Here is a 24,200-nt window from a genome sequence, read left to right as displayed (position 1 = left end):
GTATCGAACGCGGCAACACCATATGAAATCCCCCTCTGATTCCCTATCAACGTAGTCTAGTCGATGTCATCTGTAGCGCCAACGCCACGAAGACTTTGAATTGAGTCCGCGATCCAAATGCAGCCTTGACCGCGTCCGGCGTTCCGGTCCATAAAGCCCGAATGATGACGGCCACTTGGAACATCATTACGATCACCATTATTTGCAGCTAGCGACACCGCTGGCTGTGGCCGTTCCCTCTTGGCAAAAGTTTCCCTGAGACGGATCGCCCGGTCAGCCGGCCAGGAGACCTTTTGACATGAGCGCCGCTGAGACGAAAAGATCCGGCACAATCAAAGGCTTGAAGATCACCAACACGCTGACGCGTGCAAAGGAGGATTTTCAGGCCATCGATGATGAGAACGTGCGCCTTTATGTCTGCGGACCCACCGTCTACGACTTCGCCCATATCGGCAACGCGCGTCCGGTCATCGTGTTCGACGTTCTTTTCCGGCTCCTGAGGCATGTGTATGGAGGCGAGCACGTCACGTATGCGCGCAACATCACGGATGTGGATGACAAGATTAACGCACGTGCGTTGCGCGATCATCCTGACCTCCCTTTGAACGAAGCGATCGCCCTGGTCACTAGAAAGACCACTGATCAGTTCCACAAGGATATCGAAGCGCTCGGTGTGCTCCTGCCGACCTACGAACCGCGTGCAACTCAGCACATTGACGGCATGATCGAGATGATCCAGCGGTTGATCGAAAAGGGGCACGCTTATCAGGCCGAAGGTGAGGTGCTGTTCGACACGGCATCCATGCCCGACTATGGCGGTCTGTCAAAACGCAAGCTGGATGAACAGATTGCCGGCGCACGCATTGCCGTTGATGCGCATAAGAAGAACCCGGGCGACTTTGTTCTCTGGAAGCTCTCCTCCGACGAGGAGCCGGGCTGGGAGAGCCCGTGGGGACTTGGCCGGCCCGGATGGCATATCGAGTGTTCCGTCATGAGTGCTCATCATCTGGGTGATGTGTTCGACATTCATGGCGGCGGACTGGATCTGATCTTCCCGCATCATGAAAACGAGATTGCCCAGTCCTGCTGCGCGAACGACACGCAGAACATGGCAAATTACTGGATGCACAACGGTTTCCTTCAGGTGGAAGGAAAGAAGATGTCCAAATCCGAAGGCAATTTCTACACGATCCAGGAGTTGCTGGAGACCGAGAATTTCGGCGGCCGCAAATGGCCGGGCGAAGTCCTGCGCATGGCCATGCTGATGACGAACTACCGCGAGCCGATAGACTTTTCCAAACGGAAGTTGGAAGAAGCGGAGAATCTTCTGTCCAAGTGGCCGGATCCGGTTGAAACGGATGCGGAGGCTTCACCTTTGGTCGTCGGTGCTCTTCTGGATGACCTGAATACCTCGGCCGCAATCCAGGCGCTTCATGCGCTGGCGGGCGAGGCTTCGAGGGACCCATCGAAGTTGGAGACCTATTCGGCAAGCGCGGCACTCATGGGCCTGTCGCCCGTGAAAGCTGATCTTAGCGGTATTGACAGCTCCAGTGTCGAAGATGCCGTGGAGCAGCGGCTCGCCGCCCTGAAGGAGAAGGATTGGGCGTTGGCCGACGAAATCCGGGCTAATCTGTCGTCTCAGGGAATTGTTCTAAAGGATTCAAAAGACTCTGAAACCGGTGAACGTATAACGACCTGGGAGCTTCAGAGGTGAGCGCAGATCAACAAAAGGCGCTGACCGGTGGATGCCAATGTGGTGCGGTGCGATTTCGAGTTGAAGGGCCACTCGGCACTGCCTCTATCTGCCATTGCCGGATGTGCCAGAAGGCCTTTGGTGCGTTTTACGCACCGCTGGTCAGCGTGCGCGAAGATGCGACCCTGACCTGGGCCCGAGGTGAACCGAAACGGTTTCAAAGTTCAAACCACGTCGCACGCGGATTTTGTCCCGCGTGCGGCACACCGCTTACCTATAAGGCACCCGACGGCGTCGCGATTGCAATCGGTGCCTTCGATGAACCGGACAAGATCGCTCCGGTGATCCAGTACGGTGTCGAAGCCAAACTTCCCTTTGCGGACCGCATGGGCGAGATACCGGCACGCAGAACGGAAGAAGACGAGGAAACGCTGGCTTTCCTAGCGACGATCGTTTCCAACCAGCATCCGGATCACGACACCGAAACCTGGCCGCAGGCTTTGCCTGGCTCGTCGGCTGAATCACAAAATACAGAAAATTAGGCCTGTATGGCCGGCGGGAAACGCGAATGACCAAGGAACGTCTTTATCTCTTCGACACCACGCTTCGAGATGGTGCTCAAACGAGCGGAATCGATTTTTCGGTCAACGAGAAAATTGTTGTCGCTGAATTGCTCGAGCGGTTGGGCGTCGATTATGTCGAGGGCGGATATCCCGGCGCCAATCCGGGCGATACGGAGTTTTTCAGCGAAAAGCGGACCGAAACCGCGAAGTTTACGGCCTTTGGAATGACCAAGCGCGCCGGACGGTCTGCCTCCAACGATCCCGGTCTCCAGCAGGTCTTGTCCAGCAAATCGGACGCATGCTGTTTTGTCGCGAAAACCTGGGACTACCATGTCGACATCGCACTTGGATGCACCAACGAGGAGAACCTCGATTCCATCCATGACACCGTTTCGGCCACGGTCGCGGCCGGCAAGGAAGCCATGATCGACTGTGAGCACTTCTTCGACGGCTACAAGGCCAATCCGGAGTACGCCCTGGATTGCGCGCGCACGGCCTACCAGGCCGGTGCACGCTGGGTCGTCTTGTGCGACACAAACGGCGGCACGCTTCCCGATGAAATCTACCATATTGTCACGAAGGTCCAGGAGGTTGTCCCGGGGTCGCATCTCGGCATCCACACGCATGATGATACGGGCCATGCAGTTGCCAATTCGCTCGCGGCAGTCGACGCAGGTGTGCGGCAGATCCAGGGAACGCTCAATGGTCTGGGCGAGCGCTGCGGCAATGCCAATCTGATCACCCTGATCCCGACCCTGAAACTCAAGAGCGCCTTTTCCGACCGGTTTGAGATCGGTGTCAGCGAAGAACAGCTCAGGGACGTCACATCGATTTCGCACGCATTCGACGAGATTCTGAACCGGTCGCCGGACAGGCAGGCGCCGTATGTTGGCGAAACTGCCTTTGCGACGAAGGCCGGAATTCATGCGTCCGCGATCCTCAAGGACCCGAAAACCTATGAGCACGTCGCGCCCGAGATTGTCGGAAACCAGCGAAGGGTCCTGGTGTCGGACCAGGCTGGCAAGAGCAATCTGCTCGGTGAGCTGACGCGCGTCGGTATTGAAGTCGACAAATCGGAGCCGCGTCTCGACCGGCTTCTTGCACTCGTGAAGGAGAGGGAAGCCGAGGGCTATGCCTACGAAGCTGCGGATGCCTCCTTTGAATTGTTGGCGCGCAGGGAACTCGGCGAAGTTCCCAGGTATTTCGATGTCAATTCATTCAAGGTCATGGTCGAGCGACGTTTCAACGCGATCGGTGATCTCATCACAGTGTCTGAAGCCGTGGTGAAAGTCGACATAGACGGCGAAACCCGCATGTCGGTGGCGGAGGGCAACGGCCCCGTCAACGCACTGGACATGGCCCTGCGGAAAGACCTCGGCAAGTACCAGTCCGCGATCGAAGGCCTGGAACTTATTGACTACAAGGTGCGGATATTGAACGGTGGCACGGCCGCTGTCACCCGCGTGCTGATAGAAAGCCACAACACCAAGACGCAGCGCCGCTGGTTCACGATCGGCGTTTCTCCCAATATCGTCGACGCCTCGTTTCAGGCATTGGTCGATTCCATCACATTTGCACTGCTGAAGGCCGACAACGCCTGACCACAGGCACGCCAGAAAGGCAAACTGAATGTCCCAGCGGGTTTCGCAAGCCGAAGCCAATGCCGAATTTCGCCAGGGCTTGTCTTATGGCTTGGCGGCATACAGCATGTGGGGTTTCCTTCCAGCCTATTACAAGCTCACCGATTCCATAGCGCCGGACATTATTGTCTCTCATCGGATACTGTGGTCAGTCCTCTTTGTCGGCCTGTTTCTCTACCTGCGCGGCAGATCGCAGGAAGTCTGGGATGTTTTCAAGCAGCCGGCAGTTCTCAAAAGGCTGACCTCGTCCGCCATGTTTATCGCGGTGAACTGGCTGGTTTTTGTATGGGCGATCGAGCAGGAACGTGTCCTTGATGTCTCGCTCGGCTATTTCATCAACCCGTTGGTGAGCATCGTTGTCGGGCTTGTGGTTCTGCGGGAACGTCTTTCGTTCGGACAGGGAATAGCGGTTGCGATTGCCGCAGTTGCTGTTTTGATTCAGGCGATATTGGCAGGCGGCTTGCCTTGGGTCTCTCTTGTGCTCGCGTTTTCCTTCGCCGGATATGGCTATGTCCGAAAAGTGACGCCGGTAAACGCAACGCCGGGAATGTTTGTTGAAACCTTGCTGCTTCTGCCTCTGGCAATCGGATACGTGCTGTTGAGCCTGAGCTGGGGCAAAGACGCGCTCGTGCTCAATGATATCCCGGTGCTGATCGCACTCGCGGGTACCGGCATCGTTACCGCCTTGCCACTGACATGCTTTTCGGCCGCTGCGCGCAGACTGCCGCTGTTCATGCTGGGGTTGATGCAATACCTTGCACCTTCCATGCACTTTCTGATGGCAGTCTATGTCTGGAACGAACCCCTGGATCAGGAAAAGCTGCTGACATTTGTCATGATTTGGATGGCACTGGCAATTTTCTCGTTTGACAGCTGGAATCGCTATCGCCGCGCCGCCTGAAGCTTGGCATTAATCACTGGTCTGAAACGGCAAGCAGGCCTCGTCCGGTGCGTTTTGCCGAATAGAGCCTGACATCCGCAGCTTTCAGCGCATCTGGCAGAGCGTCCGGCTGAAAGGGGGCGACACCGATGCTGGTCTTGAAGCTGATCTTTTCGCCGCGGTGTTCCACCGGCATCGTCTCAACTTCGTCAAGCAAAGCAGCAAGACGCGAATGCACCTCTTCCTCAGACTGGTCGTGGAGCACTGCGCAGAACTCGTCTCCGCCCAGGCGAACGACGTAGTCTTCGTCACGTGCAAACTGTGTCAGACTTTGCGCGAAACTCTTCAGAACGGCATCGCCGAAATCGTGACCGCGGCTGTCATTTACACTCTTGAAGGAATCCAGGTCGAAAAGCGCCAGCCAGTTGCGGCGTTTCGTTGCGGCTTTCCAGGTTTTGATTTCCTTGGACAGTTCGTCAAACAGAAAGCGGCGATTGTAGAGCCCGGTGAGTGAATCCCGCATCGCGAGATTGTTCAACTCCTCGATGCGGTAGATATATGCCAGATTTTGTGAGATCCGCAGCAGTAGCTCCTCCGGTGAGCCGTTCTTGTCGACAAAGTCGGCGGCCCCGTATTTCAGGAAGCGGACCCGATTGTCTGAATTGGTGACAGCCGACATGCCGATGATGCCGACCTGTTCGGGACTGTGGCGGCGGCGGACAGCTTTCAGGAACGCAAAACCATCTTTGCCCGGCAGGAAGTAGTCCGCGAGCACAAGCTTGATGTCGCTGTTTTCTTTAAGGCACGTAAGCGCCTCGTCCGTGCTTGCCGCCTCATAAACCTTGTAAAGGTGTTTGGAGACAATCCGCGAGATGGCGCGCCGCTCGACCGTGGCATCATCCAGAACCAGGATGCCGATTTTCGGATTTTTTGCGAGGCGGCGAATCAGGTCCGCAACGTAGTTCAGGCTGCCCGGCGAATCCTTCAGGACATAGTCGATAACCCCCTTTTGGAGCATCTTTTTCCGCGTTTTCGGGTCGAACCGGCTGGTAAAAACGATTGTGGGTATTTTCCACTTGTCGCAGAGGTCGACAATTTCACCATCGGGTGCGTCCGGCAACGTCAGGTCCACGAGGGCAAGATCGGGTTCGCCGATCGGCAGGGACAGGCAGCTTTCGGCTTCAGCGTAGTTTCGGGCCACCATGATCTGGTTTCGGCCGACTTCATGCAATTTCTTGACGATCGCTTTTTCGAAAAACGATGCGTCTTCAACGAGGAGGGTGGTCTGCATGAAAAGGTCCGTAACCGGAGAGAATTGGGCGAACGTACTATTCCGTTGAAGGGACTGCAATTTGCGCTGCAGCAAACTCGCGCGCAGGTGCCTGGAGTACCTGCAACGTGTTGTGCGTCAGTGCATTGACCTGGAAAGGATCAGAGCTCCGTGACTTTTGCCAGGGCGCTGGCTTCGTCGATAACGTTTCCCGCGACCGCGTGGCGAAGCATCGGCAGGATATCGTCGACTTTCTTTGCGACTAGGTAGGGAACCTCGGTGTCCGGGCGGATATATCCCTGCGCCCGCATGTGATCGAGCAGCTCCAGGAGAGGCGACCAGAAGCCGTTTATGTTTGCGAGTGCGACAGGTTTCTTGTGCTGTCCCAACTGGGCCCAGGTCATCATTTCAACGGCTTCTTCAAGGGTCCCGATGCCGCCAGGCAAAGCGATGAAGGCATCCGATCTTTGGAACATCAGGTGCTTGCGTTCGTGCATGTCCTTCGTGATGACGAGGTCTTCCAGCGATTCAAGCATGACTTCCCGCTTTTCCAGGAAATGGGGAATGATGCCTGTGACTTCGCCGCCGGATTCGAGCGCGGCATTTGCAACCGTGCCCATCAGGCCGACCGAACCGCCGCCATAAACGAGGCGAATTCCAGCCTCCGCGATGATCTGCCCGAGGCGCGTGGCGGCAGCCTCGTGTGCCGGATCGGAACCGAAGCTGGAGCCGCAATAGACGCAAACGCTGGTAAGTTGTTTTTGAGAAACCGTATTCATGACGCAAAGATGTGGCATTCAGATCACCTCAAGGTCAAGCATTCTGTTTTAAGTCCTTTGGGAAACAAGCGGGATTTCTTGCCGTGCCCCCAAAAGGGGGCTATGGATGTGACAGCTAAGAAGATGTGACAGGGGCAGATGCTGCAGCTGACCGTGAAAAGGACTGGCAACAGACTGGGTCGCTCGCAAGCCTTCTGACGGGAAAAAAATGAACAACAGGACACTTATCCGGACTTTGATCGTGGCTGTTCCTCTGGCGGTGGTGGGTCTTGCTGCAGCCTATTTCTACGGGGATCTCGGCCGTTCGGCGTTTCAGGAAGCCGTTGAGCTGGCACCCGGGTCCGACGGGTCGACCGAAAGCTCCGGAAAAACAGATGCAAATGTTGCCGCCAGGCCGCCGGCCGGAGGCAGCGAAAAGTCTTCCGCTCAACCCGAGACAGTCGTTGCGCAACCCGGTCCGGACGCCGAGCGGCCTGCAGCACCGGTCGAGGGCCCGAGCTTCGATGTCGTGGGCGTCGAACCCACGGGCGAAACGGTTGTGGCAGGCAGGTCCGATGCCGGCGCGATCGTGGCGCTGACCGCCAACGGCGATGTCGTCGGCAAGAGCATCGCCAACGAGGCAGGCGAATGGACGATCATTCTCGAAGAACCGCTCAAACCCGGTGACTATGACGTCGGTCTTGAAGTCCATGATGAAAAGGGCGACGCGATCGAGGAATCGACGCAAAGATTAGCCGTTTCGGTCCCTGAAAGCGGCAAGGAACAGCCGCTTGTCGTCCTGAACGCACCGAACGCACCGTCCGATATCCTGCAAAAGCCGGCCACCGAGCAGCTGACCGCGGGCGCGTCGGCACCAACGACGGCTGCAACGGACCAGGCAGCCGCACCATCCACCCAAGAGGTGGCGGGATCTGCAAAGACACCGGCTGGGCAAGCGGAAGGACAGGGTGAAGAAACCGTTGTAGCGGCTTTGCCAAAGCCCGCTTCAGACGGCGAGACAGGTGCTGCCGCGCAATCGGCGGCACAGCAATCCTCGCAGCCGGACACTGCTTCGGATACATCGTCTGCAGCGGCTCAATCCGACGCGTCTGAGCCCCGGCCACAGCCCGCGCAACAGGCATCGGAAAACCAGCCAGAAACGCCTGCTCAATCGGATCAGACTCAAACGGCCGGTGTTTCTAACGAGGAAAATGTCCAGGTTACCGCCGCAACGGAAAACCAGGCCGCACCCGAAAGCTCCGGGACGAGCGAAGGGCTAGCGCAAACACCGGGCGCCGCGGATCAGGCACCTGCAACTGCCACGGCACAGTCAGGGGCCCCCACCACAGAGACCGCGGCGGGCGAGGTAAGCGGTAACGGCGTTCAACAACAAACAGCTTCTGTCGAACAAGCCGGTTCAGCAAACGGTGCACAACAGTCCGAAGGAACGGCGACACGCTCCCTGGCTACGGCTTCGCAGGATCAACCGGCACCCCAGGTTACGGTGGAAGCGGTCGAATCCGAGCCCGACAAAGTCTATGTCGCCGGCACCGGAAAACCGGGTTCATCGGTGCGTGTTTATGTGGGCGAAGACTACCAGGGCGAAGCAAAGGTCAATTCCAGTGGCAAATGGCTGGTGGAGGGCACCAAAAACGTTGCTGAAGGCGATATCGAAGTCCGAGCCGACCTGATAGGCGGAGATGGCAATACGGTCGACGCCAGGGCAGCCGTTACCTTCGAAAAAGAACAGGAAAAACAAATCGTTCTCACGAAAGTTGTCGCGACTGGAAGCGGCGGCGGTCAAGACAGCCAGGGCGCGGATGTTCAAAAGTCGCTGCCGGTCGTCATAATCCGCAAAGGCGACAACCTTTGGCGCATCTCTCGCCGCCTTTATGGTGACGGTGTCCGCTACACGACCATCTATCAGGCGAACCAGGACCAGATCCGCGACCCGGACCTGATCTACCCGGGGCAGGTTTTCCTGACACCCGAGGGCGATCTGAACTGGCCTGATCCGAACCCCGGGTCCGCCAACCGGGGCTAGCCGCGAAAACGGAACAAGCTACACTGGGAGGAAGCCTCATGAGGTTTCCTCCCAATGCTTTGCGCCCTTGTTTTTTGGTTCATTCATCGCATATTTACGATGAAACAACTTTGCTTGAGCCATGGAGCAGCCTGATGAGCGAGACGGAACAGCCGTCGATAGAAGTTTCTGCAGACACGGCGAAATGCGTCTCCAACTGCGAGGAACTTGCTGCGCTCTTTCGTGCGCTCGGGCATCCCGCCCGGCTGGCAATCATCAAACAGCTGGCCTCCAGGCAGGAGGCTTGCTGTGGAGAGATCGTCAATCACCTTCCACTCGCCCAATCCACCGTTTCGCAACATCTGCAGGTGTTGAAGGAAGCTGGTATTCTGCATTGCGATGCCCGAGGCCGTAATTGTCACTATCTCTTGAACCGGGAAATGCTTGGCAGGGCCGAATTCTGCTCGAAGGAATTCTGGGAAGAACTGAATGCTCTGGCATCGTCGGGCTCACAGAGCGAGCGCCCGGCAATCCTCAAGACCGAATAAAGAAAAGGGCCAATCCAGGCCCTGGAGATACTATTGACGGATAAACAAGCCACCTCGCCGCAAGCGTCTGCCGATGCGGCTGCGGGCAGCCAGACATCGAAACCTCAAAAAGTGGTCAGCGCGGACGAGGGGAGTACGCTCTCGACACTGTCCAATCTGTGGCCGTATATCTGGCCGTCGGATCGACCCGACCTGAAGCGGCGTGTGCTCCTTGCGGTCTTTGCGCTGATTATCGCCAAATTCATCACTGTGCTGTCGCCTTATTTCTTTGCGTGGGCGACCGACGCGCTGACCGGTGTTGATGTGGGGCTGCCAGGTTTTCTGGTCGCACCTGTAATGCTCGTGCTGGCCTATAACGCCGCGCGCGTTCTGGCGGTCGCTTTCAACCAGCTGCGCGATGCGCTTTTTGCCCGCGTCGGGCAGCATGCCGTGCGTCAGCTTGCGATCATGACCTTCCGCCATTTGCACCAGTTGTCCCTTCGATATCACCTGGCGCGCCGAACCGGTGGTCTCAGCCGTGTTATTGAGCGCGGGGTCAAGGGCATTGAATCCATTGTCCGATTCACGATCCTGAACGGTGTGCCGACGGTCTTCGAGTTTGCGATCATGGCGGCGGTCATCTGGTATCAGTTCGGATTTTTCTACGTCGTGATCGTGGCGGTCATGATTGCCGCCTATGTCTGGTTCACGATCAAATGCTCCAACTGGCGGATAGGCATCCGCAGGGAGATGAATGAGAGCGATACCGACGCCAACTCCAAGGCAATCGACAGTCTGCTCAACTTCGAGACCGTCAAGTATTTCGGCAACGAGAACATGGAAGCGGAACGGTTCGATGTTTCGATGGCAAAATACGAAAAGGCTGCCACGAAAACCTGGACGTCGCTGGCCTGGCTCAATCTCGGTCAGGCGATCATTCTCGGCTTTGGAATGGCCGCCTGTATGGCCTTGTCGGCACAGGCCGTGCTGTCGGGCGAACAGAATATCGGCGACTTTGTCCTGATCAATGCGCTGCTGATGCAGATTTCCATCCCTTTGAATTTCATCGGGTTTCTTTACCGGGAAATCAGGCAGGGTCTCGCCGACATCGAATCCATGTTCGATCTTTTGCTGGTGCCTGCTGAAATCAAGGACAAGGAAGGGGCAGAACCGATCAAGGCCGTTGCCGGCAAGATATCCTTCAAGGATGTCCGGTTTCACTATGACGCCGACCGTCCGATATTGAAGGGCATTGATTTTGAAGTGCCGGCAGGAAAGACGATCGCCATTGTTGGCCCGTCCGGAGCGGGAAAATCGACCATTTCGCGTCTGCTGTTCCGGTTTTACGATGTTACCGGCGGGGCGGTGGAAATCGACGGTCAGGATGTGCGCGATGTTACCCAGGCGAGTGTGCGGCGCGCAATCGGGATGGTGCCTCAGGACACAGTGCTCTTCAACGACACGATTGCCTACAACATCCGATATGGACGGCCTGACGCAAGCGAGGAAGATGTCAGGGAAGCTGCCCGCATGGCGCAGATTCACGACTTCATCGAAAGACTTCCCCAGGGCTATGCCTCCGAGGTTGGCGAACGGGGTCTGAAGCTTTCCGGTGGTGAAAAACAGCGCGTTGCAATCGCCCGGACGATCCTGAAATCGCCTCCTATCCTGATCCTCGATGAAGCGACCTCCGCGCTTGACACGCACACTGAGCGCGAGATCCAGTCATCGCTGGACCAGGTTGCGCGCAACAGAACGACACTGGTGATCGCGCACCGGTTGTCCACCGTCGTCAATGCCGATCAGATCATCGTCCTTGAGGCTGGCGAAATCGCAGAACGCGGCACCCATAACGAACTTCTTGAGCTCAACGGACTGTATGCGTCCATGTGGGCACGTCAGCGTGAAGCTGATGAGGCTGAAGAGCGTTTGCGGGCCGCCCGCGAAAACGACGAACTCGGGATCGTCACGCGCGGGCAGACCGCAGATTACATTCCGGCCAAGTAAGGCCTGGTTCTGAGCGCGGCCTAGGCCGCGCGGTCGTGTTTCGTAGCGCCAATACCGTCCAGTCCGGCATCATTAGCGGGCGTTTTCCTGTGAACGCTCCGGCTGGGTGCGGAGGCATAGAAAAGCGCGGCGACCGCCTGGACGAGAGCCCACAATTCCCGGTGGCGGGCAACGCGTGCGCGTCTTTCGTAGTTATCTCCGGTGTGCATCATGACAGGCTCCTTTCGTGTGGTGGGAGCTTTATCTCATGTTGCGAGCTTTCGAAGAATTGGGGTAACTTGGAAGATATCTTTCGAAAGTTTCGAATAATGCGCATCGATGATCTGAAGTTCTTCAAACGTGTCGCCGAGCTTGGCAGCCTGTCGGCGGCCGGCCGTGAATTCGGTCTGTCACCATCTGCGGCCAGCAGCCGGCTGAGCAACCTGGAGCGCGAGCTTGGCTCGCAGCTCGTCGCCCGGACAACCCGCCGCACCGGGCTGACGGAAGCCGGTCAGGTTTTCCTGCGCCACACAAGCAATGCGCTGGGTGAAATGGATCGTGCCCGTGCGCTGATCGATGCCGCGGAGGACACACCGCGTGGCATGCTGCGCATGTCGCTGAATGTGTTTTTCGGCCGCAAACACATCCTGCCGTATTTGCCCGAGTTCAGGCAACGCTACCCCGAGCTGAGGCTGGAGGTCGACATGACCGACAGGATCGTCGACCTTGTCGCGGAAGGATACGACATGGCAATCCGTGGCGCGCCTTTGCCCGATTCCAGCCTGATCGCCCGTAAGCTCGGCGGAAATCCAAGAGTATTATGTGCAAGCCCGGAATATCTCGCACGAAAGGGCGAACCAAGATCGCCCGAAGATCTGCGCAACCACGACTGCGTCGGCTTCGATCCCATGCCCGTGTGGTATTTCGAAGGACCGGAAGGGGAAGTCGCCTACCATCTGGAAGAGCCGGTGATTTCCGGCGACAGCGGTGATTTTGCTTATGATGCGGCAATCTACGGTCTTGGTCTGACGGTGAAATCGCTCGCCCACGTCTGGGAGGACCTTCGCGACGGCAGGCTCATTGCGGTGATGGAAAACTATCCGGTATCCCGCACGGGCAACATCTATGCTGTTTACCCGCCGGCAAAGTTCATTCCGCCCAAGGTGACGGCATTGGTTGATTTTCTGATCTCAAAATATGGACGGCCCGCCTATTGGGAGACCGACTACAAAGCCGCGCAGACCTGACGTGCGTCTCTCGGTCTCCTGGGCGAGGCGGTGTTCCGTCTGAAACGCGTTCTCATCATAAAAACGGCACTTTTGTCACAAAACTTTGCGTAGAAGGCGTTCGTCTTCTTCCCGCTGCTCTTTGCTGAGAACAAAGGCTGCGGGATCATAGTAGCTTTCGACATCGCTCAATTCCTGGCCCAATCGCGGGTCCTGATCGCTGACTTCCAGCCATTTTTCAAAGATCCTCTCGCTGGTAAGCGAGGCATAAAGGCTGTCGAGGCATAGACGATTGAGAGCCTCGCAGGCCTTGTTGTAATCGGCTTCCGATCGATCTTCGGCGAGCTCGAAATAAACAGGGCTTTCAACGGGCGAGGGGTCTTTCAGCAACTGCGTGATGCCATACCAAGCTGCCTTGGTATCGATTTTGAGGAGCCAGCGGAAAACCTCCCCCGGTTCCATCCTCAGGAAGAAAAGCGCCTGCAGAATATGGAGCGGAGCATCGCCGCGCATGACCCAGGAAGAAGTCTGATGCGTTGGCCCTTGCAGTGGCTCCGTTGTTCCTTCTGAAAACCAGCTGATGGCAACACGACAGAAGAGGTGGCGCAGCGCCGCTTGTTCTTCTTCACGCCATTGAAAAACACCAAGCTTCAACATCTGGTCGGGAAAACCCATGTAGTGGCGGCTGTCAAAGAAAGAGATCTCCAGTCCTCGCGGAAGGAAATGCAGGAAAGTATCAATACCGCCTGAGCATGAGGGATGCTCGAAATAGATCATGTCAAAGGAGTTGGCGGGCGCTTCGCGCACCCTTTGACGCTGTGCGTTTTGCTCAAGTTCCTTGGTAAAGCACTGGAGACACCAACCGCCCTCGAACCGATATCCGGCGAACGCCTCATAAACGTTATCAATGCACCTGCCACCGTCGGGTGGTGATGTATCAAAGGGATAGAAAAGCTGGTTTTCCGTGGGCAGAGTTTTGCCCGCCATGTTCGCCTCCCAAGTAAGTGCTTCGGCTTTGTCGGCACGGATTATCGCATTCTTTCTGTATCCGGATTTCGGAAGATCTGGCGTGCCTGAAATCACAGAGACCGGCTTTCAACGCGCCTTGAGGCCGAGTGAAAGGCAGTTTGCGATTTGAACAGGCAGAGAACGTAAAATCAGTCTGTTGAGGATGCGTGGAATTGTGCCTGATTTCCTGAAAAACTGTTCTCTTATTGTGAAAATAGCTCTAGAAGCGAACAACAATGAAGCGCAACGGGTGCGTGTTTGAACGGTTTGCGTTTCTTGCACGTAGAGATGTTGATGGTTCCACCCCGTTCTGAACCCGGAAAGTCTTGATGTCGATTGTCGATTCCGTCACCAAAGCCATGGTCCCGATCCATCGGGAGGGTTGGCCATTTATTGCGATCTCGCTGGTCGCAACGTTTGTTGTCGGCTGGTTTGTCGATCCGCTGTTCTGGATAGGGCTCTTCTTCACCGGGTGGATTTGCTACTTCTTCCGCGACCCGAAACGCGTGACACCTGTTGGCGAGGGACTTGTGATCTCTCCTGCGGACGGGGTTGTGAGCCAGGTTGGCCTTACCCGCCCGCCTGCCGAGCTTGAACTTGGCAATGAACCGCTGATGCGGGTTTCGATTTTCATGAATGTGTTCAACTGCCACGTCAATCGTGCCCCGGTCGGCGGCCGCATTGTGCGTGTGGCCTATCGTGCCGGTAAATTCCTGAACGCCGAACTCGACAAGGCAAGCGATGACAACGAGCGCAATGGATTGGTGATCGAAATGGGCGAAAACCGCATCGGCGTGGTGCAGATTGCCGGTTTGGTCGCCCGCAGGATCGTCTGTTTTGTCCGTGAAGGCGAAACGATCCTTGCCGGAGACCGCTTCGGCCTGATCCGTTTCGGGTCCCGTCTCGATGTTTATTTCCCGGTTGGCACGCAGCCCAAGGTGGCCCTTGGACAGACCATGATCGCGGGTGAAACGGTTCTGGCGGATCTCGGTCAGCCGGAAGGCGCCTCGCAAGTCCTGACGCGTGTGAGCTGAGGTCGAACGTGTCCAAAGTTGAGCAAAGCGGTACAAAGACAGGCAAGCCGGCACCCAGGTTCCGGCGTGTTCCGATGCGCCTTATCGTGCCCAACCTGGTCACGCTGCTTGCGCTGTGCTCCGGTCTGACCGCTGTGCGCATGGCATTCGAGGGCAGGTGGGAATTTGCGGTTGGCGCGGTACTGCTCGCCGCCGTGCTCGATGGATTGGACGGTCGCGTCGCACGCCTGATGAAGGGGACGTCCCGTTTCGGAGCGGAGCTGGATTCACTCTCGGATTTCGTCAACTTCGGTGTTGTTCCGGCTCTTATGCTCTATCTTTGGCTGCTCAAGGACGCCGGGAACCTGGGCTGGATCGCAGCGCTTATTTTCGCCATTTCCATGGCCCTGCGTCTGGCACGGTTCAACGTTGCCCTTGACGATCCCGATAAACCGGCCTGGACATCACGCTTTTTCACCGGCGTGCCGGCGCCGGCAGGAGCATTGACGGTTCTGCTGCCGCTCTATCTTGAATTTCTTGGGCTTTTTCCGCACTGGTTTGCCGACTCGGCATTCGTTGCGGCCTATACAATTGCGATCTCGTTCCTGGTGATCAGCCGCCTGCCGACCTATTCCGGCAAAACACTTGGTACCCGAGTACGCCGGGATTTTGTGTTGCCGCTGATTGTGCTCGCCGTGCTGATCGTTGCACTGACCGTGAGCTATCCGTTCCGCATGATGGCAGGTGCTGCAGTGCTTTATCTGTTGGCTATTCCCGTGTCCTGGCGGGCGCATCGGAAACTGGTCTTGGCGGATGAAAACCTGACGCTGGACGATGATGGCGATGAGTGTGACACGGATCTCGATAACATTGCCGATCGTGACAAGGACCATGGCGGCTGACTTGCAATTCGGTCTCGCAAATCGGGTTTAGGTGCACAAGAATCTGGTTCAATTAGAGCTCCTCACAACCATGAGGAGCCAATCGTGTTACAGAACAAAACGATCTTGATTACCGGCGCAAGCAGTGGAATCGGCGCTGCCGCCGCGCGGATGTTTGCCGAAGAAGGAGCCAATCTCGTATTGGCAGCCCGGCGCAAGGACCGCCTGGAAGCGGTGAGGGATGCGCTTCATGAGGCGACCGGACGTGTCGTGGTTTTCTCCGGTGATATTTCGGATCCCGGATTTTCCGAAGCTTCAGTCAATGTCGCGCTCGAAACCTTCGGGCAACTGGACGGAGCGTTCAACAATGCCGGCATGCCCGGCGAAATGGGCCCGCTCGCCGAGATGGACCTTCAGAGTTGGAACGAAGTCATTTCAACCAATCTGACAAGTGCCTTTCTGGCCGCAAGGTATCAGATACCGGCCATGGCGAAATCTGGCGGCGGATCGATTGTCTTCACATCCTCGTTCGTCGGTCACACGATCGGCCTGCCGGGCATGGCGGCCTATGCGGCTTCCAAGGCCGGATTGATCGGATTGACGCAAGTCATTGCTGTGGAATGCGGACCGCAGAATATTCGGGTCAATGCCTTGCTTCCGGGCGGCACGAAAACGGAGATGGCGGGGGACGATCCCGCCTTTCATGAGCATGTCGCTAATTTGCATGCGTTGAAACGGATGGCCGAGCCTGAGGAGATTGCAGAGGCCGCGCGCTTTCTGTTGTCTGACGCAGGTTCATTCGTGACTGGTTCTGCGATGCTCTGTGACGGTGGAAATTCCATCACCAAGGCCTAAAATGGGCTCCAGCGTTGCGTCGGTGAAACTGGACGCAACGCTGGGAAGTTTAACTTCATTCCCGTATTGGAAAGCTACTTCATGGCAGGGCAGATGAAAGACGAAATCGAAATCCGGCCGACAAAACCCGAGGATCTCGGCGACATTGAAGCGCTCTATGGCGCGGCATTTCCGGATGAAGATCTCTTTCCCCTCGTGAACGAACTCTTGGCAGGAAGTGATCGATTGCTGTCGTTGGCGGCGGTGCAGAACAAGCGTCTCGTCGGGCATGTCATTTTCACTTATTGCTCAGTTGAGCCATGTGGACGGGTTGTTGCCCTGCTTGGGCCGTTGTGCGCCGCTCCGGCAAACCAGAAGCAGGGTGTCGGCAGCAAGCTGGTGAGAAGAGGATTTGAGCAGCTCGATGCCATCCATGCGATGGTTCTGGGCGACCCGGCCTATTACGGGCGTTTCGGCTTCAAAGCGGACGACCTTGTTGAAACACCGTGCCCGATACCGTCTGAGTGGAAAGAGGCTTGGCAGTCTGTGCGGCTGGGTGGGGACATGGACGAAAAGTTGGCAGGCACTTTGGTTGTTCCAAAAGCCTGGAATGATCCCGCCCTGTGGTCGTCCTGACGGCCTTGTATCAACTCCTTTTGCGTATGAACATCTGCTCGGTGACAGTCTTCCCCCACTGATCGCCGACATATTCGTCTGCAAGTTCAAATCCACTGCTTTCATAAAGAGACCTTGCCGCATCCAGCCCTTTCAGTGTCCAAAGGTGGATTTCATCGAAGCCCTGGGTGTCGCAATGGGTAATTGCCCTGGAAAGCAGCGTCCTGCCGAGCCCGAGACCGCGCAGTTTTTCCGACAGGATGAACCAGCGAAGATGCGCGACGTTTCCGTCCAGATCTTCGCCGTCGATTGTTATCGATCCGATGACTTCACCCTTCTCGACAATGCTCCAACTGTTGTTTGTACTGTTACCGATCCGGGGCATGAACTCTGCCATCGCTTTGGAGACAACGCTTTCAAAAATCGGCCCCATGCCGATGATGGCACCGTGCGTACGGGCATGGAGCGCGGCAATGTCGCCGATCATGCCCGTCTGGTACCCTTCGACGATCTCGTGGCGATCATGATTTGCGGACGCGTCTGACGATGTGTCCGAAAGTGCATCGGCGTAAGTCGTCAGAGCATCTGCAACCGAACGCGCGGACCCGTTCCGTATTCTGGAAAGCGCCCCACGTGCCTGATCGTCGCCGTAGGTATCGATCTTGCCGTAGGTTTTCCAACCGGCGTGCGTCAGGCTAAGGCCGAAGACCCTGCCGTCGCGCTCCGATCTGGTCTGAATGATTTCTCCCCGAACTTCGAGCGATTTGAGCAGGCGGCTTATCGTCGATTTTTCCAGTTTCAGCCGGACCGCAAGCTCTTTTGCCGTCACGCCAGGGTTTAAGCCTATTTCCAGAATCGCGTGTACACCGGACCCGGAGAGATCCGTTCCGGCAATCGTCTTGTCGAGAAAGCCGAATTCGCGGACAAGCTGGCGCGACGCGGCGCGAACATCCTGAACGAGAGAAGGGGAAACATCGGTCATGAAGAGACACTCGATTAGTTAGTTGTATGATGCAACTATATCGGTGTGGCCGATGCCAGACAAGCCTGTTTATTGAAGTGCGTTCAATGTTTTCGCCAGAGTGTCAGAGTGTCAGAGTGTCAGAGTTGAAGGATTGCTGCACAACCACTGACTGGAACAGAGACGATCAATGCGAACCTGGAGCACCTTTCAGATCTGACAGATAGTCGGCATGAAACTCGGAATAACCGTCCGACGTCGCACCGAGATGCGCTTTCGTCAGCCTATGCAAGTCGGGCAGCTTGTGGAACGGCACCGTTGGATAACTGTGGTGTTCGGCGTGGTAGGGCATATTCCAGGCGAGCTTGCGAACAAGGGTATTTGTGTAGGTCGTCCGGCTGTTTTCCAGCATATTTGCAACAAACGGGCAGCGGCCATGCTCGGCGAGGAGATATAGCCGCAGGAACGGCTGACCCAAAAGGCAGGGCAGGATCCAGACATAGAGGAGCGCGCCCGACCCGAAAGCGATAGAGACAGCGGCCAGCAGCGCGTAAAGCGCCAGCGTGACAATAGCTTCGCGACGGACTTTCCGTCGCCCGTTCTTGGGTACGAAAGCGTCCCGGTTGTCTGCAATCGCGTTATTGAAGAGTGTTTGGAATTCACCTTTCCACGTCGGCAATCCGCTCACATGCGCGATGTATTGCCAGACGGTCTCCGGTTTCCTGGTCGCGAGTTCGGGGTCCTTTTCCGGGTCCTGTGTATGCCGGTGATGGGCAAAATGAAAGTACCGGAACCAGTCGGCGGGAACGGCGATCAGGAAGCCGCACACCCTGGCAACCCACTCGTTCAGCCAGGGTGACCGGAACGCGGTTCCGTGAACTGTTTCGTGGAGCAATGTGAACAGGAAGATGATCAGGATCCCCTGCGCCATCATCAAAAACTGCCAACCCGGGACGCCAAGGGCGATCAGCGCACCGAACAACGCGATCAATCCGAAATGCAGGACGAGCATGACGAGCCCTTTTGCGTCCGACTTTTCGGTCAGCCTGGCGCGCTCAGATGCGGACAGTCCGGCAATGAAGGTGCGGTGATCCATCTGGCCCTCATGAATTGCGTTTAACCGTGCCGTTCCCTGAATGGAGTTTCAAGTCCTGAACGCCTCCAACGCGAGTGGAAAGCAAAAGGGCCATGCGTTGCATGGCCCTTTCGAGGTTTCAGCAAATTTTCCTGTTCGCGGGATTACTCAGCCGCGAGCGGCGGCTGTTCCTGCGGTGGCACCTTCGGCGGTGCCGGTTTCGGCATCGACACCACTTTGGCTGCAGGACGCTCTTTTTCGAGCTCTGGATCGGTCCACTCGACGTCCTGATCCGCGTCTGCCTCGTTCTCTTCGGCAACGCCAGCAATGCGGCGCGTTGCGAAGAGGGCAAGGAACATGCCCCAGACATTTGTGATCATGTTCCAGATCACACCGAATGTCCGTGCCCAGGTACTCGGGACCGCAATCATCACCGGGATCATGATGAGTGTCAGGATCGTGGAGAAGGCGAGACCGGAAATCACCGCTGTCGACAGCTGGATCCACCAGATCGCCGTGATGCCGCCAACCGCAATCGTCTGGGTGAAGAAGTCCAGATTGACGGCCGTTGCCATCGGCACCAGGCCGACGATCGTCGTCACCGTCGTCAAGAGGATCGGACGGATACGCTGGCCGGACGTCTTCAGGATCGCATCGAGCGGGTCGAACCCGTCATGCCGGAACCGGTTATAGGTATCGATCAGAACAATCGCGTTGTTGACGACAATACCCGCCAGCGCCACCACGCCGGTTCCTGTCATGATGATCGAGAACTTCTGCCCCGTCAGCATCATGCCGAGCAACACGCCCATGACCGACATGACCACTGTCGAGAGCGTCAGGAAGGTCTGGTAGAACGAGTTGAACTGGGTGAGCAGGATCAGGAACATCAGGAACAGGGACGCCATCATCGCCCGCATCAGAAACTCACCGGATTCCTTCTGATCTTCATCCGCACCGCGGAACTGAAGATAGACATTGTCCGGGAAAGTCTGGGTGTCGAGCCAATCACTCAGTTCCTGTACCTTGGCATCAACCGTCAACGGCTTGCCTTCGGCATCGACGGCCGTCTTGTCGACTGTCGCTTTCAGCATCATCGAATATAGGCCGTCGCGCCGCGTGATCGAAGACACTTTCGGCTCCGGAGTACGGTCGATGAAGTTGGCAATCGGGACGAGACCGAGCGGTGTCTGCAAGCGTAGCTGGTCGAACCGGTCGAGCGTGCGCTCGTCGGCTGGAAGCCGGACCCGGATGTCGACCTCGTCCTCGGAATCTGTCGGACGGTAATTGCCGATCAGAACACCGTTTGTGACCAGCTGGACCATGTTGCCGACCGATCCGATACCAGCCTGGTAACGGCCTGCCTGTTCACGGTCGATGTCGATCTGCCATTCAATGCCGGGCAGGGGCCGGTCGTCCTCCTGGTCGATCAGGTGTTCCATCGTGTCCAGATGTGTCCGGATACGGGCGACCTGATCCACCATGGTGTCATAGTCGGTGGACGTGACCTCAAGCTGAATGTCCTTGCCTGTCGGAGGACCGCCCTCGATCTTGCGCGTCTCGACCCTGATGCCGGGGATATCCGCGGACCTGTCCCGGATCTCGGCGAAGATCTCCGAGGCATTCCGGCGGCAGCAGTATTTCGCCAGTTCCAGCGTCATCTCCCCAATGAGATCACCCGGCTTGTCCTGAACGCCGCCGATGAAATCCGGCCCGCTTCCGCCGCCCGGAGGATAAGCGGAGGTGATGACATTCTGGATACCCGCAGTCTGAAGAACCTCAGCCTCGACTTGCTTGACGATTTCAAGCGACTCCGCCGCGGACATATTGCCCCTGGCCGATACCATCACCACAGCCTGGTCCGGTTCTTCGTCGACGAAGAACTCAACGCCGGTTGGGTTTGAGGCGAAGGATGTGAATATCAGAGCACAAGTCCCCAACACAACCACAAGGGTCAGGATGTTGCCGACAGGGTTGCCCGCAAGAAGCTTCAGGTGACGCACGTAAAGACCCGTGAAGCCCTTGACAGTGCTAGTATCGAACCTCAGTTCTTCAGGCTTGTCGCTGTGGCTGCCGCCGTTGCGGGACCCGAAGCCGAGATTCTTGCGGACGCCGTCAAAAACCCATTCCGTGAGATGAACGAGCGGTGAGATCGCTTTGTAGGCGGCCCAGATCGCCAGCAGGCTGAGCGCGAACACGACGAGGAAGAACCCGGTTTCGAGCGCAATCGGGTGCGTGAAAACCGTAAACGGATGTCCGAGGCTTGCAAGCGAGCCGAACGCATAGCCGATCGTGTCGATTACTTCCGCAGGACGACTGGTTGCCAGGAAATAGGCGAAGTAGGCAGCAAAGCCGACGGCCACCATCTCGAAGGCCAGCGAGACAAACGTCACCGAACGGAACTGCTTGACCGGCTTTTGCTTCTCAACTTCAGTTCTTGCCGTAATCCGCCTTCTGTACCAGCGGACAAACGGACGAATTGCGTAATAGGTGGCTACCGCCGCAACAAGAAGTACGAACAGCGACGTCACCGCGGCAAAGAAATATGCTCCGAAGTTTGCACCCAGTCCTGCAGAATGATCCACGCCGACGAGCAAGGACAGAAGTGTCATTGCCGCGGCGATGACGCCAAACAAAAATGCCAGGACACCTGCCGCATTCCTCGCAAGGAAATGCGTGACCATCGCGAAGATGCCACCGGTGACCGGCAGGAACACCATCGCCGTCAGCAGCGCAGCCATCAGGACGATGATCACCATGATCGGCAGGTAGCTCATGAACTCGCCGGCAACACCCGGCCACAGCAGCATGGGCAGGAATGCCACGAGCGTGGTTGCGGTTGACGAAACGATCGGCCAGAACATGAGACGCGCAGCCCGGATATAGGCTTCACGGTCTTCCATGCCTTCGCTTACCTTACGGTCAGCATACTCGACCATGACAATCGCGCCGTCGACGAGCATACCCACCGTCAGCACAAGACCGAACATGACCATGATGTTCACGGTATAGCCAAGGCCTGACAGGATTAGGAAGCCGACCATGAAGGAGGTTGGGATCGCAAGTCCGACCAGCAGCGCAGACCTCAGTCCAAGGGCGGCCAGAACCAGGATCATCACGAGGAAGATTGCCGTCAGGATCGAGGATTGCAGCGAGCCGAGCACCTCGAAGATATTTGACGACATGTCGATCATGTAATCGACCTGGATCGTCTCGGGCCAGTCTTTCGTCGCTTCGTCGACAACAGCGCGGATGGCAATGTTGTTCTCGATGATGTTCGTGCCGATCCGCTTGGTGACATTCAGCGCGATGGCAGGGCTGCCGTTCACGCGTGTATAGGAATCAGCGTCCTTGAACGTGCGCCGGATTTCAGCCACGTCGGCAAGCGTTACAACGCCCTCGCCAGCCTGCTTGATTGGCAGGGAGTAAACATCAAGGGCCGTCTCGACAAGGCCGGGAACCTTGACGTTGAAACGCCCCTGACCGCCATCGATGAAACCCGCAGGGACAAGCTGGTTGTTGTTCGAGAGCGAAGTCAGAAGTTCTTGCTGGGTGATCGCGTAGGATTCCAGTTTCTCAGAATCGATCAGAACTTCGAGTTGTTCTTCCCGGTGACCGGTCAGATCAGCCGAACGCACGGTGTCGATCGCCTCGACCTGGTCCTTCAGGCGGCGCGCATGCTGGTAAAGTGTGCGTTCAGGCACGCTGCCGGAAAGCGCGATCGTGATTGTCGGAACAAGCGCGAAATTCGTTTCCGAAATGGTCGGTTCTTCGGCATCCGCAGGCAGTTCGCCCTTGGCCGCATCCACCTTGTCACGGACATCGGCGAGCGCCTCATCCTTGTCGAACGAGATGTCGAATTCCAGAACAATCCCGGCATGGCTTTCCGACGCGATGGCCGTGATTTCCTTCAAGCCGTCGAGGCCGCGAAGTTCCGTCTCCATCGGGCGGACCAGAAGCCGCTCGGCATCTTCGGGCGAAATACCCTGCTGGACGATGGAAACATAGAAGACCGGGACGTCAATGTCGGGACTGTCTTCCTTTGGAATGCTGATATAGCTGAACACGCCTGCAACCAGCAGAGCAATCATCAGCACAAAGACTGTCTTGGGACGTCTGAGGACGCCTTCAAGCATGTTTATCATTCGCTGAGCTCCGCAGTTTCAAAGACCGGTTCGACGGCTTCGCCATCGCCGACATATTCCTGGCCAACAACAATCACAGTCACTTTTTCGGGCAGGCCACCGACCCACAAACCGTCATTTTCACCGCCGAGGACGGTGACGGGATAAAATGCCGTCTTGTTGTCATCATCGACCGCGCGCACGCCGACAACACCTTCATCGCTGAGTGTCAGGATCGCAGGTGAAATCTTGTGCGCCTTTTCAACGGGCAGGGGCAGCCGGGTCACGGCGGTAATGCCGTCTCGTGCCTTGCCGTCCGGGTTTGGCAGCTCCACTTCGACGCGGAACGTACGTGTGTCCGGCTCTGCGGACGGAGAGATATAGCGAACCTTGCCGCTGAGCGTTTCGCCGGTGACCAGTTTCACGTCCGCCGGCATGCCGAGCGAAATCTGGCCGACATTGAGCTCGGAGACCTGACCGATTGCGATCATTGGGTCCGAATTGACGACCGTCGCGCAAATACCGCCACTGTCAAGCTGTGCGCCGATCTCGGCCATCGGGCTCTCGATCACGCCATCGATGGGGGAGCGAATAATCGTGCGTTCCAGCTCCATTTCGGCTTCCTGGACGCGGGCTTTTGCCGCGTCGAGCCCGGCCTGCGTCGCAGCGGCGCGGGTTTGAGCTGTAAAGCCCTTGTCGGCGAGCTTGGTTGCCGCCGTGTGATCAAGTTCAGCCTGTGCGAACAGGGCCTTGGCTTCCAGAACCCTGGCTTCCCGTGTACCGGCGTCCAGCTCGCACAAAACATCGCCCGCTGACACAAAGGCGCCTTCCCGTGCCGGGCGGCGCACAACGTCATCCGTGGTTTCGGACCTTACAGCGACCTTGGCTTCGGCTTCTGTTCGCCCACGGACCTCCAGGATTGCCTGCCTGTCCTGTGCCGTTAGGTTCAGAACCTGGACGCGAAATGTTGCGTCTCCGCCCTCAGCCACGCGCTCCGCGGGTGGCGGCACGGCGTTGTCACCGTCACCGACCCCGCCGATAACCACGGTTCCGCTCGACATCCAGTAACCGATGCCAGCGGCAAGACCCACCGCCATGATATAGGATAATTTAACTTTCATTG

Annotated in this window: 20 protein-coding genes; 12 read left to right on the top strand and 8 right to left on the bottom strand. The window is 57.2% G+C overall.

Annotated elements, in window-relative coordinates; all coding sequences use genetic code 11:
• The first annotated feature begins 298 nt into the window (after positions 1 to 298).
• The 4 genes from cysS to rarD are packed head-to-tail and all read left to right on the top strand — an operon-like array spanning position 299 to position 4,797.
• Entirely contained in the window at positions 299 to 1,714 is a 1,416-nt protein-coding gene (cysS, locus tag Q0915_RS11690) for a cysteine--tRNA ligase (RefSeq protein ID WP_299471578.1), read from the top strand.
• Positions 1,711 to 2,235, top strand: coding sequence for a GFA family protein (locus Q0915_RS11685; RefSeq protein WP_299471576.1), 525 nt, complete (start codon positions 1,711 to 1,713; stop codon positions 2,233 to 2,235). Before cysS ends, Q0915_RS11685 begins: the two co-directional genes overlap by 4 nt.
• A gap of 26 nt (positions 2,236 to 2,261) precedes the next feature.
• A complete protein-coding gene (cimA, locus tag Q0915_RS11680; RefSeq protein WP_299471574.1) occupies positions 2,262 to 3,857 on the top strand; it encodes a citramalate synthase in 1,596 nt (531 codons plus the stop codon).
• Positions 3,858 to 3,885: 28 nt separating this feature from the next.
• The gene (gene rarD / locus Q0915_RS11675) at positions 3,886 to 4,797 is read left to right on the top strand and encodes an EamA family transporter RarD (protein WP_299471572.1); all 912 of its coding nucleotides are present in this window, start codon (positions 3,886 to 3,888) and stop codon (positions 4,795 to 4,797) included.
• Between the two features lie 13 nt (positions 4,798 to 4,810).
• Here the strand turns inward: rarD and Q0915_RS11670 are convergent, their stop codons facing one another.
• Positions 4,811 to 6,067, bottom strand: a complete 1,257-nt coding sequence (locus tag Q0915_RS11670; RefSeq protein ID WP_299471570.1) for a diguanylate cyclase — start codon at positions 6,065 to 6,067, stop codon at positions 4,811 to 4,813.
• 140 nt (positions 6,068 to 6,207) lie between these two features.
• Positions 6,208 to 6,843, bottom strand: coding sequence for a TIGR00730 family Rossman fold protein (locus Q0915_RS11665; RefSeq protein ID WP_299471568.1), 636 nt, complete (start codon positions 6,841 to 6,843; stop codon positions 6,208 to 6,210).
• Positions 6,844 to 7,033: 190 nt separating this feature from the next.
• Between Q0915_RS11665 and Q0915_RS11660 the strand changes: the two genes are divergently transcribed.
• From Q0915_RS11660 to Q0915_RS11650, 3 genes are all read left to right on the top strand, one after another.
• On the top strand, positions 7,034 to 8,848 hold the full coding sequence (locus Q0915_RS11660) for a LysM peptidoglycan-binding domain-containing protein (protein WP_299471566.1): 1,815 nt from the start codon (positions 7,034 to 7,036) through the stop codon (positions 8,846 to 8,848).
• A 134-nt stretch (positions 8,849 to 8,982) separates the two neighbouring features.
• A complete protein-coding gene (locus Q0915_RS11655) occupies positions 8,983 to 9,375 on the top strand; it encodes a metalloregulator ArsR/SmtB family transcription factor (protein ID WP_299471564.1) in 393 nt (130 codons plus the stop codon).
• Positions 9,376 to 9,486: 111 nt separating this feature from the next.
• Positions 9,487 to 11,361: an ABC transporter ATP-binding protein/permease gene (locus tag Q0915_RS11650; RefSeq protein ID WP_299472318.1), complete on the top strand. Its 1,875-nt coding sequence runs from the start codon at positions 9,487 to 9,489 to the stop codon at positions 11,359 to 11,361.
• A gap of 20 nt (positions 11,362 to 11,381) precedes the next feature.
• On the opposite strand, the gene Q0915_RS11645 is transcribed toward Q0915_RS11650, so the two are convergent.
• Positions 11,382 to 11,573, bottom strand: a complete 192-nt coding sequence (locus tag Q0915_RS11645; RefSeq protein WP_299471562.1) for a hypothetical protein — start codon at positions 11,571 to 11,573, stop codon at positions 11,382 to 11,384.
• A 96-nt stretch (positions 11,574 to 11,669) separates the two neighbouring features.
• Here Q0915_RS11645 and Q0915_RS11640 point away from each other — a divergent pair, with 96 nt between their 5' ends.
• Complete coding sequence (locus tag Q0915_RS11640; RefSeq protein ID WP_299471560.1) at positions 11,670 to 12,587, top strand: LysR family transcriptional regulator; 918 nt, start codon at positions 11,670 to 11,672, stop codon at positions 12,585 to 12,587.
• Between the two features lie 75 nt (positions 12,588 to 12,662).
• Here Q0915_RS11640 and Q0915_RS11635 read toward each other — a convergent pair whose 3' ends face one another.
• Positions 12,663 to 13,553, bottom strand: a complete 891-nt coding sequence (locus tag Q0915_RS11635) for a hypothetical protein (protein WP_299471558.1) — start codon at positions 13,551 to 13,553, stop codon at positions 12,663 to 12,665.
• Between the two features lie 350 nt (positions 13,554 to 13,903).
• Between Q0915_RS11635 and Q0915_RS11630 the strand changes: the two genes are divergently transcribed.
• The 4 genes from Q0915_RS11630 (at position 13,904) to Q0915_RS11615 (ending at position 16,938) form a co-directional block, all read left to right on the top strand.
• The gene (locus Q0915_RS11630; RefSeq protein WP_299471556.1) at positions 13,904 to 14,608 is read left to right on the top strand and encodes a phosphatidylserine decarboxylase; all 705 of its coding nucleotides are present in this window, start codon (positions 13,904 to 13,906) and stop codon (positions 14,606 to 14,608) included.
• 74 nt (positions 14,609 to 14,682) lie between these two features.
• A complete protein-coding gene (locus tag Q0915_RS11625; protein WP_366525287.1) occupies positions 14,683 to 15,489 on the top strand; it encodes a phosphatidylcholine/phosphatidylserine synthase in 807 nt (268 codons plus the stop codon).
• Between the two features lie 81 nt (positions 15,490 to 15,570).
• Positions 15,571 to 16,323, top strand: coding sequence for an SDR family oxidoreductase (locus tag Q0915_RS11620; RefSeq protein WP_299472317.1), 753 nt, complete (start codon positions 15,571 to 15,573; stop codon positions 16,321 to 16,323).
• Positions 16,324 to 16,404: 81 nt separating this feature from the next.
• Positions 16,405 to 16,938, top strand: coding sequence for an N-acetyltransferase (locus Q0915_RS11615; protein WP_299471552.1), 534 nt, complete (start codon positions 16,405 to 16,407; stop codon positions 16,936 to 16,938).
• Positions 16,939 to 16,948: 10 nt separating this feature from the next.
• On the opposite strand, the gene Q0915_RS11610 is transcribed toward Q0915_RS11615, so the two are convergent.
• The 4 genes from Q0915_RS11610 to Q0915_RS11595 form a co-directional block, all read right to left on the bottom strand.
• A complete protein-coding gene (locus Q0915_RS11610; RefSeq protein WP_299471550.1) occupies positions 16,949 to 17,899 on the bottom strand; it encodes a bifunctional helix-turn-helix transcriptional regulator/GNAT family N-acetyltransferase in 951 nt (316 codons plus the stop codon).
• A 166-nt stretch (positions 17,900 to 18,065) separates the two neighbouring features.
• Positions 18,066 to 18,974 (bottom strand): fatty acid desaturase family protein, encoded by a 909-nt coding sequence (locus Q0915_RS11605; RefSeq protein ID WP_299471548.1) that lies wholly within the window; start codon positions 18,972 to 18,974, stop codon positions 18,066 to 18,068.
• Positions 18,975 to 19,117: 143 nt separating this feature from the next.
• Positions 19,118 to 23,098 (bottom strand): efflux RND transporter permease subunit, encoded by a 3,981-nt coding sequence (locus Q0915_RS11600; RefSeq protein ID WP_299471546.1) that lies wholly within the window; start codon positions 23,096 to 23,098, stop codon positions 19,118 to 19,120.
• A complete protein-coding gene (locus tag Q0915_RS11595; protein WP_299471544.1) occupies positions 23,095 to 24,198 on the bottom strand; it encodes an efflux RND transporter periplasmic adaptor subunit in 1,104 nt (367 codons plus the stop codon). Before Q0915_RS11595 ends, Q0915_RS11600 begins: the two co-directional genes overlap by 4 nt.
• Positions 24,199 to 24,200: the final 2 nt, after the last annotated feature.

The sequence above is a fragment of the uncultured Roseibium sp. genome, assembly GCF_947494555.1.
Lineage (GTDB): Bacteria > Pseudomonadota > Alphaproteobacteria > Rhizobiales > Stappiaceae > Roseibium.
Note: the sequence above shows the minus strand (reverse complement) of the source record. Positions and strands in the feature narration are given on the sequence as shown.

What these genes read in the sequence shown, in the direction of transcription:
- cysS (WP_299471578.1), top strand. Translation starts at nt 299, where the DNA reads ATGAGCGCCGCTGAGACGAAAAGATCCGGCACAATCAAAGGCTTGAAG.
- cimA (WP_299471574.1), top strand. Translation starts at nt 2,262, where the DNA reads ATGACCAAGGAACGTCTTTATCTCTTCGACACCACGCTTCGAGATGGT.
- rarD (WP_299471572.1), top strand. Translation starts at nt 3,886, where the DNA reads ATGTCCCAGCGGGTTTCGCAAGCCGAAGCCAATGCCGAATTTCGCCAG.
- Q0915_RS11670 (WP_299471570.1), bottom strand. Translation starts at nt 6,067, where the DNA reads ATGCAGACCACCCTCCTCGTTGAAGACGCATCGTTTTTCGAAAAAGCG.
- Q0915_RS11665 (WP_299471568.1), bottom strand. Translation starts at nt 6,843, where the DNA reads ATGCCACATCTTTGCGTCATGAATACGGTTTCTCAAAAACAACTTACC.
- Q0915_RS11660 (WP_299471566.1), top strand. Translation starts at nt 7,034, where the DNA reads ATGAACAACAGGACACTTATCCGGACTTTGATCGTGGCTGTTCCTCTG.
- Q0915_RS11655 (WP_299471564.1), top strand. Translation starts at nt 8,983, where the DNA reads ATGAGCGAGACGGAACAGCCGTCGATAGAAGTTTCTGCAGACACGGCG.
- Q0915_RS11645 (WP_299471562.1), bottom strand. Translation starts at nt 11,573, where the DNA reads ATGATGCACACCGGAGATAACTACGAAAGACGCGCACGCGTTGCCCGC.
- Q0915_RS11640 (WP_299471560.1), top strand. Translation starts at nt 11,670, where the DNA reads ATGCGCATCGATGATCTGAAGTTCTTCAAACGTGTCGCCGAGCTTGGC.
- Q0915_RS11635 (WP_299471558.1), bottom strand. Translation starts at nt 13,553, where the DNA reads ATGGCGGGCAAAACTCTGCCCACGGAAAACCAGCTTTTCTATCCCTTT.
- Q0915_RS11630 (WP_299471556.1), top strand. Translation starts at nt 13,904, where the DNA reads ATGTCGATTGTCGATTCCGTCACCAAAGCCATGGTCCCGATCCATCGG.
- Q0915_RS11625 (WP_366525287.1), top strand. Translation starts at nt 14,683, where the DNA reads ATGCGCCTTATCGTGCCCAACCTGGTCACGCTGCTTGCGCTGTGCTCC.
- Q0915_RS11615 (WP_299471552.1), top strand. Translation starts at nt 16,405, where the DNA reads ATGGCAGGGCAGATGAAAGACGAAATCGAAATCCGGCCGACAAAACCC.
- Q0915_RS11610 (WP_299471550.1), bottom strand. Translation starts at nt 17,899, where the DNA reads ATGACCGATGTTTCCCCTTCTCTCGTTCAGGATGTTCGCGCCGCGTCG.
- Q0915_RS11605 (WP_299471548.1), bottom strand. Translation starts at nt 18,974, where the DNA reads ATGGATCACCGCACCTTCATTGCCGGACTGTCCGCATCTGAGCGCGCC.
- Q0915_RS11600 (WP_299471546.1), bottom strand. Translation starts at nt 23,098, where the DNA reads ATGATAAACATGCTTGAAGGCGTCCTCAGACGTCCCAAGACAGTCTTT.
- Q0915_RS11595 (WP_299471544.1), bottom strand. Translation starts at nt 24,198, where the DNA reads ATGAAAGTTAAATTATCCTATATCATGGCGGTGGGTCTTGCCGCTGGC.